The organism is Bosea sp. BIWAKO-01 (genome assembly GCF_001748145.1).
In the GTDB taxonomy this organism is placed as follows: Bacteria; Pseudomonadota; Alphaproteobacteria; order Rhizobiales; family Beijerinckiaceae; genus Allobosea.
On record NZ_BCQA01000001.1, the window covers coordinates 5,386,895 to 5,401,744 of the forward strand.

Consider the following 14,850-nt stretch of genomic DNA (forward strand, 5'->3'; position numbering starts at 1 on the left):
AACAAACGCGAGCCGGCCCGGCAAACGCGAAATTCTTGTTCGCCTCGACAAGAATTGCTTATGAGAACGTCAGCGCCATGCCCTGCCGCTTCCTTGGGCAGGGACTGGCAGGGACTGGAATGTCAGTTGGAGGCCGCAATCTCCACGGCCATGTCCGCGATCAGGGCTGGCAGCGTGTTGCCAGGATCATCGGCGAAAACCGCGTGAAAATTCAGCGGCGGCAAGCGCGCATCGACATCGAGAACACGCAGATCGCCCGTCTCGAGGAACTCCTGCACGACGACGCGCGGCAGCACGGCGATGCCGACGCCGTCGCGGATCAGACGCGTGATGGTGGCGAGCGAGTTGGAGTTGAAAATGCGGATCGCGCTGGGGTCAACTCCCGCCGTTTCGATCACCCGCAGCACGGCCTGATGCGGCTGGGAGCCCTTTGAATAGGCAAAGATCGGATAGTCGACGAGATCGGCGATCGCGAGCCTGCCAGGCTTGAGAGTCAGCTTCGGCGAGGCGATCCAGAGGCATTCGAAGGTGCAGAGCTCGATATTGCGGATATGGGGAGCCACGACCGGCCCCATGACCAGGCCGAGATCGATCTGACCGTCCTGGATCTGGCGCGCCAGGTTCAGGCTGGTGTCGACGTTCAGGTCGATCGTGACGTTCGGATAGGCTTCCTTCACGCGCTCGATCAGCCGCGGCAGCCAAGCATAGACGACGGAATCGATCGCGCCGATCAGCACCGTCCCGCGCTCATTGCTGGCGTCGCCGATCGTGCGCTGGAAGTCATTGACCATGCGCACGATCGCTTCCGCCTGCGCCAGGGCGCGCTGGCCGTGCGGTGTCAGGCTGACATTGCGCAGGTCGCGCTCGAACAGGCGGACGCCGAGATCGCGCTCCAGGGTCGCGATGCGATTGGAGACCGACGCCTGCGTGGTGCAGAGCTTGTCCGCAGCGACGGAAAAGCTGCGCAGCCTTGCGACCCAGACGAAGGTTTCCAGGAATTTCAGATTCACGTTGGGCCAGCCCTCATCCGCCTTGGTCACCCATCGACCATGCGAGCGCAACCGGCAAGCAACCGATGCGCGTGACATGAAGACCGATACAGCCGGACCATAGCGCCCCGGTAGCGGGATGGCACGCAGGGATGCGGCTGGCGGGGCGCCGGCTGGCCCCAGAGTTGCTCACCGCAGCTCCGGGGATAGTGAGGCGCCGTGCCCTTATCTCAGGTCAGCCGGCGAGCTGCATGTCGCGGTCGAGCGGGAAGATCGGCCGGCGGACATGCTTGTAGGGCAGCTTGGTGAGGTCGGGGGTGCAGAGCGCGCCGCTGTCGCAGACCACGACCTTGCCGGCGATGGGCTCGAAGGCGGCACGGAAATGCTGCATGGATTTCAGCCCGACCACCCGTTTCGCAACCGGGTCGATGCCGAAGGCGCGGAACTGCTGCAGGTCGAGCATCTGGGCCGGGAAGGTGGCGACGAGGATGTCGATGCCTCCGACACGGAGCACGGCAGTCGTGCCCCAGCTTCCCTTCAACCCGCCGAGCATCGGCCCATCACCGACGTAGTCGCCATTGCTCAACAGAAGAAGCGTGCCTTCGATTGCTAGCGGTGCGCCCCCGACGCGCGGATCGGTCTTGCCGCCGAGCCGGATCGAGACGCGGTCACCGACTGTGTGGCGATGCAGCTCCTCGGCGGCTTCCGGATCGATGATCGGGCCGAAGCAGGCATCCTGGACGTCGGCTGCGATCATGGCGCGCAGCAATTCAGTCGAGTCGCCATAGCCGCCGCCGCCCGGATTATCGGCGTAATCGGCAATGACCAGCGGGCCGTCCTTGGCGTCGAAGGCATTGGCCTGCCGGGCCGCCTCCTCGACCGTGAGATAGGTGTTCACGCTCTCGAAGCGCCGCGTCCACATGTCATGGACAAGCTCCTCGGCGAAGGCGCGGTGGGCGGACAGATCCCCCTGCCCCGTCACCAGGACGGTCGGGCCAACCTCCTCAATATCGGCATTGCCGAAGGCGCCGTTGACGCTGACGGCGAAGACATCGGGCTTCTGCTCATAGGCACGTGCCCGCGCGATACGCTCGACCATCGGCCCGATATCGGTGCGCCCGCCATTGATCTCTTCGAGCATCGGGCGATGGGCGCGAATGGTGACCGGCCTGATTTCGCCGGTCATGGCGCGCTGCAGAATACCGGCGGCCTGCCTGGCGCAGTCGCGGACATCGACATGCGGATAGGTCTTGTAAGCGACGATGATGTTGGCGAGCGCGGCCATCTTGGGGGTGACATTCGCATGCGGATCGAGCGTGATGCCGATCGGCAGGTCCGGCCCGACCACGGCGCGCAGACGCTCCAGCAGTTCGCCCTCGCCATCCTGGTTGAACTCGGTGACCATGGCGCCGTGCAGGCCGAGCAGGATGCCGTCCAGCCGGTCCTTGTTCTGCTTCGCGGCTTCGATGATGACGCTGGCGATCCGCTCATAGGCATCGCGGGTCACCGGCCCGCAGGGCTGCGCCGAGGCGCTGATCGTGTGGATCACCGTCCAGCCATTGGGGCGACCGATATCGAGGAAGCCGGCGATCGGCGTGTTCGCCTCGCTACGGGCCGCAACGGCCTCGTCGCCAAGCTGGATATTGCGGGACGCGAAGGCGGCGTAATCGGCTGGCTTGCGGCTGAACGTATTGCTCTCATGCGAGAATTCGGCGGTCAGGACAGTGAAGGACATGGCGCTTCCTCGTGCGTTTCTTCTGGCGGATCGGGAAAGGACAGAGAGCGGCGAACGGCATGGCCTCAGCCGTCCCGGAGCGGCCGGCGGATATCGAGCGCCTCGATCAGGGCATCGCCGAACAGATTGATGGCGATGACCGTCGCCGCGATGACGAGGCCGGGAAATATGATGATCCAGGGCGCGATGAAGATCTGCGCCGTACCGGAGCTCATCATCGCCCCCCAACTCGGCAGGGGCGGCTGAGCGCCCAAGCCGAAAAAGCCGAGAGTAGCCTCGAGAACGATGGCATCGCCCGTCGCCAGCATGCCCGCGACGATCACCGGAGTGATCGCATTCGGCAACAGATGACAGAACAGGATGCGCGCCGGGCTGGCGCCGATATTGATCGATGCCTCGATGAAGACTTCGTTCTTCAGGGTCATCACCTGCGCCCGCGTCAGGCGCGTGAACTGGGCGAGATAGGCGATGCCGATCGCGATGGCCGTGCTGTGCAGACCCGGACCGAGAATGGCGATCAGGATCAGCGCCAGCAGGATTTCCGGGAATGACCAGGTCAGATCGACGATGACGGTGACGATCCGGTCGAAGACGCCGCCGAAATAACCGGCGGCTGCGCCGAGCGATGCGCCGACGGCGACCGAGAGCGAGATCGACAGCACGCTGACGCTGAGCGAGGTGCGCGCGCCCTGGATGATGCGCGAGAGCAGGTCGCGTCCGAACTCGTCGGTGCCGAGCCAGTGGGCTGCCGAGGGCGGCGAATTGGCGAGGCTCAGATTCTGACTCGCATAGTCATAGGGGGCGATCCAGTAGGCGAGCAGCGCGCAGAGCACGAGCCCGAGGAGGAAGAGCGCGCTGAGCGCTCCCCGTGGCGAACGCGCGATCCGCGCAGGCAGCGAAGATCGGCTCATCGGGTACCCATCACTTCGCGCAGCCGCGGATCCATGGCTGCCTGGACAAGATCGCCGAGCAGCGTGCCGAGCATCACCGCGATGGCGAGCATCAGCAGGCAACCCTGGACGAGCGGGTAATCGCGCTGGCCGAGCGCGGTGATCAGCAGCGATCCCAGTCCCGGCCGAGCGAAGACGAACTCGACAGTGACCGCGCCGCCGAGAATCCAGCCGATGCGCAGGCCAAGAATGGTGGCGACCGGCATCAACGCATGCTGCAGGACATGGCGGAGCTGGATGCGCCAGAACGGCAATCCCTTGGCGTAGAGCACGCGAACGAAGTCACGATTGGCCGTCTCGATCATCGCCGCCCGGGTGACGCGGGCGATCAGCGCAGTGCCGCCGATGCCGATGGTCAGCACGGGCAGGACGAGCGCCTCCCAGCTGCGCGCGCCGGAGACCGGGAACCACTCGAACTGGACTGCGAACATCAGGATCATCAGGAGTCCGAGCCAGAAGCTCGGAAGGGTCGAGCCGAGCAGGATCAGCCCCATCACAGCCCGGTCGAACAGGCTGTCGCGAAAGGAGGCGGCGAGCACGCCGACCGTGATGCCGATGATGGTGGAGAACAGGAAGGCGAGCCCGCCGAGAGCAAGGCTGTGCGGCAGGTTCTCGGCGATCAGCTTCGCCACCGGCTGGCGCAGCACGATCGCATCACCAAGGTCGCCGGTCACGACCTTGCCGAGCCAGCGCAGATATTGAGCAATGAGGGGCTGATCCAGCCCGTATCGCGCAATCATCTGCGCCTGCTGCTCGGGCGACGACCCGACCTGGATGATGTGGTCGAGCGGGTCGCCCGGCACGAGATGGATGATCAGGAAGATCACCAGCGACACGGCCAGGAAAACCGGCACGAGCAGAAGCAGTCGCTTGATCGCGAATTGAAGCAAGGCGCCCTCTCCCGCTCGAACCGGTCCGCGAACCCGTCAGTTGACGGGTTCGATATCGACGATCGACTGGCTCGACAGACCTGAACCGCGGATCTTCTCCGGCATGGTGACGCGCTTGCCGTGAGCGAAGAGCTGGACCGGCTGGTAGATCGGCGCGAACGGATACTGGGACAGCACGTATTCGTGGTACTTGGTGAAGTTGACGACGCGCTCATCCCAATTGCGCGACTTGTTCATGGCGATGTCGTTCAGCTTCTCGGCCTCGGGATCGTTGAACATCGAGACATTGGGATAGCCGAGGCGCTTGGCGCTGAAGAACCAGTCGACGATATCGGCATTGGTCCAGAGATAGGCGCGGACCGCGAGCTGATGGTCGGTCTTCTTGCGGTATTGCGAGTTGATGGTGCTGGAATCGAGGATCGTGATGTCGGCCTGCATGCCGACCGCCTTGAGCTGGGCTTGAAGAACCTCGGCCAGTCGCTTGAATTCCGTGCCATTCTGGGCCCAGAACTTGACCTGGAGCGGCTTGCCGTCCTTGACGCGGATGCCGTTGGGTCCGGGTTTCCAGCCCGCCTCGGCGAAAAGCCGCTTCGAGCGCTCGGGGTCGTAGCTGATCTTGTATTTCGGATCGACCTTCGATTCCTGCAGCGAGGAGATCAGGAAGGTGTCGGCCACTTCGCCGAGCCCGCCATAGAGGCTCTTCATGATCTCCGCCTGGTTCACGGCGAAGGCGGTCGCCTCGCGAACCTTGATGTCGGTGAAGGGCTCCACGCTGGTGTTGATCGGCATGTAGACCAGCTCGGTGCCCGGGATCGTCACCACCTTGATCGACTTGTCGGCCTGCATGCGCGGCAGGAAGTCCGTTGGGACGGCGACGATCAGGTCGGCGCCACCGGTCTTCAGCTCGAGATAGGCAGTCGATTCCTCGGCGATCTCGCGAAAGGTCAGCTTCTTGAACTTGGCCGGCCCCTGGTTCTTCGAAAGGTCGGAGGCCCAGGCATAGTCGTCATTGCGAACAAGTACGGTCTGCTGGCCGACCGTGAACTGCTGCAGCTTGTAGGGGCCGGTGCCGACGGCCTCGCTGACGCCGAACTTGTCGCCGAGCGCCTGATAGGATTTCGGCTCGGGAATGCACATGAACGAGCTCGCGAGGTTCGAGAGCAGGTTCGGGTCAGGGTTCTTCATGTGGAAGCGCACGGTGAGGTCGTCGACGACCTCGACGCGCTCGATCGCCTCGACCGTGAAGGCATTCTCCGTGCCCTTGAACTGCGGCACCCACCATTCGATCGTCTTGGCGTTGAAGGGCTCGCCATTGTGGAACTTCACGCCGGGCTTGAGCTTGAAGGTCCATTGCATGCCGTCGGCCGAAGTCTCCCACGACGTTGCAAGCTGGCCGTGGAAGCTCTGGTCGGCATCCTGAAGGACCAGCCGGTCATAGATCAGCGTCGTCGCCGTGTTCAGCTTCGTCGCCTTGATCGGGTTGTAGGTCGGCGCGCCGACCCAACGTGCCGTCAGCACGAAGGTCGCCTCCTGCGCGACGACAGCCGACAACGCTCCCGAGATCGCCGTCCCGGCCAGCGCGAGAGCTAACGCAGCTCCCCTCACCTTCATCTTCGTCATGATGCCATTCCCCTCTTTTTTGATTGATGCTGGGTCTTCGTTCACTCGACGGGGCCTGAACCATCCCCCACATGCCCCGTGAATCGGCTGTAGAGCGTCGCCATCCTGTTCAAACGCTCCTCGACGGACGGGCCGAGCTCGATGAAGACGCTGTTGACCAGGAGGCTGCCGAGGCTCGCCATCTGCGCGGTCGAGTCCCAGAACTGGTTGAACTCGGTCGAAACCACGAGAACCTCGTCGACGAGGTCCCGGCCCCAATCGCAGAACGCGTCGGTCACGAGCGTGGTCCGGATGCCGGCCTGCTTGGCTTCGCGGGCCAGAAGCTTGGCCATGCGCGAATAGCGGCGGGCCTCGAAGATCACGAGACAGGGCGACGGCCCGCCCGAGAGCAGCAGCTCGGCGAAATTGCCACCTGCAAGATCGATGAGATGGACGCCCTCGCGCAGGTACTGGAGCTGGTTGGCGAGATACTGGGCGAGGCCCCGCTCCGTCTGGAAGCCCGTGACATAGACGGCCGAAGCCGCGGCAAGCCGCTTGGCGACCCGCTTCCATTCATCCGTCTGGGCCAGCTCGTAGATGGCCACCAGGCCGGAGATCTCGAGCTGCAGGCCGCGGGCGAGCTGATCCTCGCCGGCCAGGCTGCGCTGCTGGAAATCGCGCAGCCGGTCGCTGATCAGCCAGGGCCGGTCGCCGATATCCTGCCTGAGCTGTTCCTTGAGGTCCTTGAAGCTCTTGTAGCCGAGCGAGCGGCAGAAGCGTCCAACCGTCGGTTCGCTGACCTCGACCTTTTCGGCCAGGCTCCCAGCTGTCTCGAACGGCACGCTGTTCAGGCGCGCCAGCATGTAGCTCGCCAGCGCCTTGTCGGCCTTGGAGCCGTCCTCAAGGCAAGCCTGCAGTCTATGGCGCAGCGTCTGGGTCATGGGTTTGCCCGGTTGATGGCGCAATCAAGAAATTTTTCTTTCATAGTGTCAAACGATTTTTCTTTTCTTGCATATCGCCGAAAAATGAGGCTTCTCGAACGGGTCGCCCGGCCTTTGGGTCGAGCGCGACGCAAGTGATGCCGCCGAGGAGCGATGGGCCAAACGATCAAGCAATCCGACGTCATCGTGCTGGGCGCGGGCATCGTCGGAGTCAGCGTGGCGCTGCATCTGCAGGCGCGTGGTCGTGCGGTGACGCTGATCGACAAGGGGCTGCCCGGCGCCGAAACCAGCCATGGCAATGCCGGCCTGATCGAGCGTTCCTCGGTGATTCCCTATGCCTTCCCGCGGGACCTCGCCACGATCCTGGCCTATGCCTCGAACCGCTCGGTCGCGGTGCGCTATCAGCCGGATTTCCTGGCGCGGATCCTGCCCTGGCTCGCCCGATACTGGTGGCACTCGGCAAGCGAGCGATTGAACCGCGCCGCCCGGGAGATGCTGCCGCTGATCGAGCGCTGTATCGGCGAGCATGAGCTTTTCGCGGGGCCGGCCGAGGTCGAGCCGCTGATGCGTCGCGAGGGCTGGATCGAGTACTACCGGTCAACGCGCAGCTTCGAACGAGCGGCTGAAGGTGCGGCCGAGCTTGGTCCGTTCCAACTGTCCTATGATGTCCTCGACAGGCACGCGCTCAATCGCCGGGAGCCGGCCCTGCAGGGCGATATCGCCGGTGCACTGCACTGGCGCGATCCGGTCACCGTCAGCGATCCCGGCGCCGTGACCCGTGCCTATGCGAAGCTCTTTACGGCGCGTGGCGGCGAGCTCGTCACCGGCGATGCGAAGGGCCTGGAACAGAACGGCGCGACCTGGGCGATCACGACACCGCGTGCGCAGTACCGCGCCGGAGCGGCCGTCGTCGCGCTCGGCCCCTGGTCGGACGATCTCTGCCGGCGTTTCGGCTACCGTTTTCCGCTCGCCTACAAGCGCGGGTACCACATGCATTATGAGGCACAGGGCAATGCTGTGCTGAACCACCCGATCTGCGATGCAGAGGCCGGTTTCGTGCTGTCGCCGATGATGCGCGGCATCCGCCTGACCACGGGAATCGAACTGGCGGCCCGTGATGCCCCCTCCGACACGCGGCAGATGAAGCAGGCGGAGCAGATCGCTCGGCGCATCTTCCCGCTCGGCAAGGCGGTCGATCCCGCGCCCTGGCGCGGGGCACGCCCGTGCCTGCCCGACATGAAGCCGATCATCGGCAAGGCGCCAAGGCATGACGGGCTCTGGTTCACCTTTGGCCATGCCCATCACGGCTTTACGCTCGGGCCCGTCACCGGTCGCCTGCTCGGGGAAATGATGACCGGCGAGGAGCCGTTCACCGATCCGCGCCCCTATGCCGCCGAGCGCTTCACCGAACGCGGCTGAACAGAGATCCGAGGCTGCTCGGTTGCGCTGCGATTATGAGGCGGCCAGCGGCGTGATGCATGACAGCTCCGGCGCCCGCTCAAGACCTTGCTGATCCGGCATAGCAAGTCAGGCCCAGTGTAATCAGGCATTCACATTTTGCGTGATTCAGTTGCAAACTGAAAGCCAATCGCAATCACACTTGCACTGACAGGCTCATGGATCAGCTCAGCACCCCTCGGCAGGCCGAGATTTTGGCCACGGCGCGCTTGCAGGGAAAGGTCGGCGTCGACGAGCTGGCCGCTCGCTTCGATGTGAGCCCGCAGACGATTCGCAAGGACCTCAACGAGCTGTGCGACCGCAGGTTGATGACCCGCATTCATGGCGGCGCCGTCATCGCTTCGGGGGTCGAGAACGTCGCCTACGAGGCCCGCCGCTTCATTGCGCAGGCCGAGAAGCGCGCCATCGGGGAAGCGGCTGCCCGGCTGATTCCCAACAACGCCTCGCTCTTCATCAATATCGGCACCACGACCGAGGAGGTCGCGCGCGCCTTGATGCAGCACGAGGACCTGATGGTCATCACCAACAACCTGAATGTCGCGACGCTGCTGTACCGGCAGCCGAGGATCGACGTGGTGCTGGCCGGCGGGCCGGTCCGGCGCGCGGATGGCGGATTGATCGGCTCGAGCACGGCCGAGTTCATCAGCCAGTTCAAGGTCGATTATGCCGTGATCGGGGCCTCGGCCATCGATGAGGATGGTGCGCTGCTCGATTTCGATTTCCGCGAGGTCAAGATCTCACGCGCGATCATCGATAATGCACGGCGGGTGATGCTGGTTGCCGACCGGTTGAAACTGGAACGGGCGGCACCGATCCGCATCGGGCATCTTTCTGAAGTCGATGTCTTCGTCACCGACGAACTGCCCTCGCCCGCGTTGCGAACCCTATGCAAAGGTGAAGCCGTCCAGCTCGTCGAAGTCGGCCGCCAGGATTGACCCGCACGGGCGCGCTCGCCCCATATTCGGGCGAACGTGTCGTGCTGGCGGAGTCATTGCTTTCGCTTTTAGGTTCACCTATTCAAAAAACATCATCAAAACGAAATCAAATCTGAAGCTATCACCCCGCCAGCCGGAGAGACGCCGTGACCGCCGTTCCCGAGAAAGCCGCCCAGCCATATGATCTTGCGATCATCGGCGGTGGTGTGAATGGCTGCGGCATCGCGCGCGACGCATCCGGCCGCGGCGCCTCCGTCATCCTGTTCGAGCAGAGCGACCTCGCCAGCGCGACCTCCTCGGCCTCGACCAAGCTGGTCCATGGCGGGTTGCGCTATCTCGAGCATTACGAGTTTCGGCTGGTGCGCGAGGCGCTGATGGAGCGGGAGGTGCTCTGGCAGCTTGCGCCGCACATCATCCGGCCGCTGCGGTTCGTGCTGCCGCATCACAAGGGCCTCCGCCCGGCCTGGCTGCTGCGGCTTGGTCTCTTCCTCTATGACCATATTGGCGGGCGAAAGCTCCTGCCGCCGACCAGCACCATCGACCTCCGGCAAGCCCCGCAGGGTCAGCCGTTGAAGCCGGAGCTGGTGAAGGCCTTCGAATACTCAGATTGCTGGGTCGAGGACTCGCGGCTCGTCGTACTGAACGCGGCCGATGCTGCAGCGCGCGGCGCCGAAATCCATACGCGCACGAAAGTGCTCCATGCCGAGCGCGACGGGGACGCCTGGCGTATCACCACGGTGCGGGACGGCGTGCGCGGCAGCGTCCGCGCCAAGGCCCTGGTGAACGCAGCCGGCCCCTGGGTCGGACAGGTCCTGAACGGGATCGTTCGCTCGAACACCCAGGCCGCCGTGCGCATGGTCCAGGGCAGCCATATCGTGGTGCGCAAGCTCTACGATCATGATCGCTGTTATATCTTCCAGAATTCCGACGGCCGGATCGTCTTCGCCATTCCCTATGAGCGCGACTTCACGCTGATCGGCACGACTGACCGCGACTATCACGGTGACCCCGCGACCGCGTCGGCCACGGCCGAAGAGATCGATTATCTCTGCACGGCGGCAAGCGAATATTTCAAGCAGCCGGTGACGCGCGACGGCGTGGTCTGGACCTATTCCGGTGTCCGCCCGCTTTATGACGATGGCGCCTCGATGGCCCAGGAGGCGACGCGCGATTACGTCCTGACCCTGGACGCGCCCGACAGGGAGGCGCCGCTGCTGTCGGTGTTTGGTGGGAAGATCACCACCTATCGCCGGCTGGCGGAGGCCGCGATCGAGCGCCTCGCGCCGCATGCGGGCTGGGCCAAGCAGCCCAGCTGGACGGTCAGCGGCCCCTTGCCGGGTGGCGACTTTCCTGTGACCGGCTTCGATACGCTCGCCGCCTCGATCAGTGCCGCGTATCCGTGGCTGCAGCGCGAGACCGTCACCCGGCTCGCCCGTGCCTATGGTACCAGGGCCCGCGATATCCTTGATGGCGCCGGCTCGCTCGCCGATCTTGGCCAGCATTTCGGCGCCGATCTCTACGAGTGCGAAGTCCGCTACCTCATGCGCGCGGAATGGGCCGAGAGGGCCGAGGATGTGCTCTGGCGCCGGAGCAAGCTCGGCCTGAGGCTGTCGGAGGCCGGGGCCCGGACACTCGACGCCTTCATGACCAGCGCCGCGGAAGTGCGCCTCGCCCCCGCGACGCGAGGCTGACCTCCTGCGGTTGCGTCCATCGGCCCGTGCGGCGCCGTCTGCTCCCTTGCGCTTGATCAAGCTTCGGGAATGACGCACCACTTTGCGCCCTGCCCTAGGGTCCCGGATTGCGAGTTTCCGCCATGACTGCCTATGCCGAGCTTTCCGCCCATTTTGGCCGCGTCGCCGCCCTGTCCAATGCCATCGGCATCCTGCAATGGGACAATGACGCGATGATGCCGAAGGGAGCGGCCGATACGCGGGCCGAGAGCATGGCGCTGTTGCATGTGATGCGCCATGGCATGGTCACGGAGGCCCGCATTGGCGACTGGCTGCCGGCAGCCGAGGCCGATACGACGCTCGGGCCCTGGGAGCGGGCCAATCTGCGCGAGATCCGGCGCAGCTGGACGGTCGAGACGGCGTTGCCCAGCGATCTGGTCGAGGCATCGAGCAAGGCGGTTTCGGCCTGTGAGATGCGCTGGCGCCAGGCCCGGGCCGATTCCGATTTTGCCGGCCTGCTGCCCTTTCTCGCCGAGGTGCTCAAGCTTCAGCGCGAGATCGGGCGGGCCAAGGGCGAGCGGCTCGGGCTCTCGCCCTATGATGCGCTGTTGAATGATTACGAGCCCGGCGGTCGCTCGCAGCGGATCGACGGGCTGTTCGACGATCTCGCCGCCTTCCTCCCGGGTTTCACGCAGGATGCGTTGGCGGCGCAGGCCAGGCGGCCTGCAGCCCCAAGGGCGGAGGGCCCCTTCCCGATCGAGGCGCAGCGCGCACTTGGCCTGAAGATGATGGCGGCGCTCGGCTATGATTTCGAGCGTGGCCGGCTCGATATCTCGACACATCCCTTCTGCGGGGGCGCTGACAATGACGTGCGCATCACCACACGCTATGACGAGGCCGACTTCACCAAGGCCCTGATGGGCGTGCTGCACGAGACCGGCCACGCCCTTTACGAGCAGGGCCGCCCGCAGGAATGGCTGAGCCAGCCGGTCAGCCATGCGCGTGGCATGAGCCTGCATGAGAGCCAGTCGCTGCTGATCGAGATGCAGGCCTGCCGGAGCCATGAATTCATGAGCTTCGCGGCACCGCTGATGCGCGAGGCCTTTGGCGCGAGCGGTGCGGCCTGGGACGCCGAGGCGCTGTGGCGCAATGCGACGCGGGTCCAGCCCGGCTTCATCCGTGTCGATGCCGACGAGGTCACTTATCCCGCCCATGTCATCCTGCGCTATCGACTGGAGCAGGCCCTGATCGCGGACGCCATGCCGCTCTCGGAGCTGTCCTCGGCCTGGAACGAGCAGATGCGGCAGCTGCTCGGCATCACGCCGCCGGACGACCGGCTCGGCTGCTTGCAGGACGTGCACTGGCCGAGCGGCGGCTGGGGCTATTTCCCGACCTATACGCTCGGCGCGATGACGGCCGCGCAGATCTTCGACGCAGCCTGCCGGGCGCAGCCAGAGATCCTGCCCGCGATCGGCCGCGGCGACTTCTCCCCGCTCCTCGACTGGTTGCGGACCAATATCCACAGCCTGGGCTCGCTCTACGAGACGGACGAGTTGCTGACCCGCGCCACCGGCCGCCCGCTCGATGCCGGAGTGTTCAAGGCGCATCTGCGTCGACGCTATGTCGGAGAAGGCTGACATCGCCCGCAATTGAGCTGGCAGAAATGTAAGATATCTTCCACAATCGCGAACAGGCCGGGCGCGGCGCTCCCGCGACCGGCTCTCTTCGTTCAGGTGCAAGAGGTCGACATGTCAGCGCGCGGCGCAGCCTCCCCGAAACCCGCCGCCCTGACGCGCCGCCAGCGCAGCGTGCTCGCGGCCGTGCAGGAGCTCGGGTTCGTCACGATCGACGGGCTCGCAAGGGAATTCGAAGTGTCGAGCCAGACGATCCGGCGCGACATCATCAAGCTGCAGCAGGCCAATTACCTGCACCGCTTCCACGGCGGCGCCGGCCTGACGGACGGCACGTTCCGCCCCGGCTACGCGCAGAAACTGACGACGGCCCCCGCCGGCAAAGAACGGATCGGCAGAGCGGTGGCGGAGATGATTCCCGACGGCGCATCGGTCTATCTCGATGTCGGGACGACGGTCGAGGCCGTCGCGCGAGCGCTTTTGAGCAAGATGACCCTGAGAATCATCACCTGCAGCGTCTCGGTCGCAATGATCTTCTGCTCCCATGGCAAGTTCGACGTGTTCGTGACGGGCGGCAGCGTGCGTGGCGCGAACGGCTCGCTCGTCGGCAGCGTCACCACCGAAAGCCTCAAGATGTTCAGGGTCGATTATGCGGTGATCGGCTTCGGTGGCTTCGACGATGACGGTGCGCCGATGGATTTCGACCTGGAGAAGATCGCAGTGCGGCAGGTGGCGCTGGCCCATTCCCGTCATGGAATCGCGGTCGCGGATGCCTCCAAGTTCGGCAAGGCCGGCGTTGCCCGCGTCGCGCCGCTCTCGGCCTTCCATGCCCTGGTGACCGATAACGAGCCGCCCAAGCCCCTGCGCCGCCTGTTCGACACGGCCGGCGTTCGCTGCGTCGTGGCCTGAACGTACGATTTGAGAGGATAGCCGGCAAAATCATGATTGCATGATCGTTCCCGCGCATTATGATCATTTCAGATCAACCGCACCGGCCGCTCAGGCCCAAGAAGATGCGGCAGAGAATCTGGAGGGAACGGATGGTTCGGATTTCGCTGGCCGCGCTCGGCGCGGTAGCCATGGCGCTTGCCCTGGCATCGCCTGCCCATGCGCAGAGCTGCGCCAATCGCGGCACGCTCGATGCGCGCTATTGCGATGCGGATAACGATCTTCTCGCGGATACGCCGAGCGACAAGGCGCAGCAGAAGAACCCGGATACGCTGGTCTTCTCCTACACGCCGGTCGAGGACCCGGCCGTGTACGAGAACGTCTTCTCCGATTTCCTGGCCCATCTCAGCAAGGTCACGGGCAAGCGCATCCGCTGGTTCTCGGCAGAATCCTATGCGGCCCAGATCGAGGCCATGCGCTCGGGTCGCCTGCATATCGCCGGAGTCGCCAGCGGCCCGACCCCGTTCGCTGTCAATCTTGCCGGCTTCGTTCCGATCGTCGCCATGGAGCGCCATGACGGCGGCGTCGGCTATACCTTGCAGCTGATCGTGCCGAAGGACAGCCCGATCAAGAGCATTGCCGACCTCAAGGGCAAACGCGTCGCCCATGTCGCGCCCTCCTCAAATTCCGGCGACACCGCGCCGCGCGTCCTGTTCAAGGACAAGGGCGTCGAGCCGGGCAAGGACTATGAGGTGCTGTACTCCGGCAAACACGACAACTCGATCATGGGCGTCGTGAACAAGGACTATGACGCGGCTCCCGTCGCATCGAGCGTGGTCGACCGCATGAGAGCCCGCGGCATGTTCAAGCCCGACGACCTGCGCATCGTCTATGAATCGGCGCCGTTCCCGCGCACCGCTTTCGGCATCTCCCATGACCTCGCGCCCGAGCTGCAGGACAAGATCAGGCAGGCGTTCATGACCTTCGACTTCAAGAACTCCAAGTTGGCCAAGGAGTTCAAGGACGAGAAGGGCTTCAAGGCGCTGAGCTACAAGGCCGACTGGGCCGATATCCGGACGATTCAGCGGGATACCGGCATCGTCTACACCCAGGACGGCCTCTCCAAGCTGAAGCCGGATTGATGACGACCCCTTCCGGCACGCC

At 64.7% G+C, this 14,850-nt stretch carries 12 protein-coding genes; 6 read left to right on the forward strand and 6 right to left on the reverse strand.

What is annotated here, in order from left to right; all coding sequences use genetic code 11:
* Positions 1-122: 122 nt before the first annotated feature.
* The 6 genes from BIWAKO_RS25175 to BIWAKO_RS25200 form a co-directional block, all read right to left on the reverse strand.
* Complete coding sequence (locus tag BIWAKO_RS25175) at positions 123-1,010, reverse strand: LysR family transcriptional regulator (RefSeq protein WP_069882770.1); 888 nt, start codon at positions 1,008-1,010, stop codon at positions 123-125.
* A gap of 214 nt (positions 1,011-1,224) precedes the next feature.
* Positions 1,225-2,724, reverse strand: coding sequence for a M81 family metallopeptidase (locus BIWAKO_RS25180; RefSeq protein ID WP_069880983.1), 1,500 nt, complete (start codon positions 2,722-2,724; stop codon positions 1,225-1,227).
* Positions 2,725-2,789: 65 nt separating this feature from the next.
* A complete protein-coding gene (locus BIWAKO_RS25185) occupies positions 2,790-3,635 on the reverse strand; it encodes an ABC transporter permease (RefSeq protein WP_069880984.1) in 846 nt (281 codons plus the stop codon).
* Positions 3,632-4,564: an ABC transporter permease gene (locus tag BIWAKO_RS25190; RefSeq protein ID WP_069880985.1), complete on the reverse strand. Its 933-nt coding sequence runs from the start codon at positions 4,562-4,564 to the stop codon at positions 3,632-3,634. The genes BIWAKO_RS25185 and BIWAKO_RS25190 overlap by 4 nt, the downstream gene beginning before the upstream one ends.
* A gap of 36 nt (positions 4,565-4,600) precedes the next feature.
* On the reverse strand, positions 4,601-6,184 hold the full coding sequence (locus BIWAKO_RS25195) for an ABC transporter substrate-binding protein (RefSeq protein WP_069880986.1): 1,584 nt from the start codon (positions 6,182-6,184) through the stop codon (positions 4,601-4,603).
* 41 nt (positions 6,185-6,225) lie between these two features.
* On the reverse strand, positions 6,226-7,104 hold the full coding sequence (locus tag BIWAKO_RS25200) for a MurR/RpiR family transcriptional regulator (protein WP_069880987.1): 879 nt from the start codon (positions 7,102-7,104) through the stop codon (positions 6,226-6,228).
* Positions 7,105-7,257: 153 nt separating this feature from the next.
* Between BIWAKO_RS25200 and BIWAKO_RS25205 the strand changes: the two genes are divergently transcribed.
* The 6 genes from BIWAKO_RS25205 (at position 7,258) to phnD (ending at position 14,828) form a co-directional block, all read left to right on the forward strand.
* Positions 7,258-8,523, forward strand: a complete 1,266-nt coding sequence (locus tag BIWAKO_RS25205; protein WP_069880988.1) for an NAD(P)/FAD-dependent oxidoreductase — start codon at positions 7,258-7,260, stop codon at positions 8,521-8,523.
* 197 nt (positions 8,524-8,720) lie between these two features.
* A complete protein-coding gene (locus BIWAKO_RS25210; protein ID WP_069880989.1) occupies positions 8,721-9,497 on the forward strand; it encodes a DeoR/GlpR family DNA-binding transcription regulator in 777 nt (258 codons plus the stop codon).
* 146 nt (positions 9,498-9,643) lie between these two features.
* Positions 9,644-11,188: a glycerol-3-phosphate dehydrogenase gene (glpD, locus tag BIWAKO_RS25215; RefSeq protein WP_069880990.1), complete on the forward strand. Its 1,545-nt coding sequence runs from the start codon at positions 9,644-9,646 to the stop codon at positions 11,186-11,188.
* 122 nt (positions 11,189-11,310) lie between these two features.
* Positions 11,311-12,804 (forward strand): carboxypeptidase M32, encoded by a 1,494-nt coding sequence (locus tag BIWAKO_RS25220; RefSeq protein ID WP_069880991.1) that lies wholly within the window; start codon positions 11,311-11,313, stop codon positions 12,802-12,804.
* 111 nt (positions 12,805-12,915) lie between these two features.
* Positions 12,916-13,707, forward strand: coding sequence for a DeoR/GlpR family DNA-binding transcription regulator (locus BIWAKO_RS25225; RefSeq protein WP_069880992.1), 792 nt, complete (start codon positions 12,916-12,918; stop codon positions 13,705-13,707).
* A gap of 131 nt (positions 13,708-13,838) precedes the next feature.
* On the forward strand, positions 13,839-14,828 hold the full coding sequence (gene phnD, locus BIWAKO_RS25230) for a phosphate/phosphite/phosphonate ABC transporter substrate-binding protein (RefSeq protein WP_069882771.1): 990 nt from the start codon (positions 13,839-13,841) through the stop codon (positions 14,826-14,828).
* The last annotated feature ends 22 nt before the right edge of the window (positions 14,829-14,850 follow it).

Bases quoted from the DNA above. Each gene is read 5' to 3' on its own strand.
- BIWAKO_RS25225 (WP_069880992.1), top strand. From the start codon at position 12,916: ATGTCAGCGCGCGGCGCAGCCTCCCCGAAACCCGCCGCCCTGACGCGC.
- phnD (WP_069882771.1), top strand. From the start codon at position 13,839: ATGGTTCGGATTTCGCTGGCCGCGCTCGGCGCGGTAGCCATGGCGCTT.
- BIWAKO_RS25200 (WP_069880987.1), bottom strand. From the start codon at position 7,104: ATGACCCAGACGCTGCGCCATAGACTGCAGGCTTGCCTTGAGGACGGC.
- BIWAKO_RS25185 (WP_069880984.1), bottom strand. From the start codon at position 3,635: ATGAGCCGATCTTCGCTGCCTGCGCGGATCGCGCGTTCGCCACGGGGA.
- BIWAKO_RS25180 (WP_069880983.1), bottom strand. From the start codon at position 2,724: ATGTCCTTCACTGTCCTGACCGCCGAATTCTCGCATGAGAGCAATACG.
- BIWAKO_RS25210 (WP_069880989.1), top strand. From the start codon at position 8,721: ATGGATCAGCTCAGCACCCCTCGGCAGGCCGAGATTTTGGCCACGGCG.
- BIWAKO_RS25220 (WP_069880991.1), top strand. From the start codon at position 11,311: ATGACTGCCTATGCCGAGCTTTCCGCCCATTTTGGCCGCGTCGCCGCC.
- BIWAKO_RS25205 (WP_069880988.1), top strand. From the start codon at position 7,258: ATGGGCCAAACGATCAAGCAATCCGACGTCATCGTGCTGGGCGCGGGC.
- BIWAKO_RS25195 (WP_069880986.1), bottom strand. From the start codon at position 6,184: ATGACGAAGATGAAGGTGAGGGGAGCTGCGTTAGCTCTCGCGCTGGCC.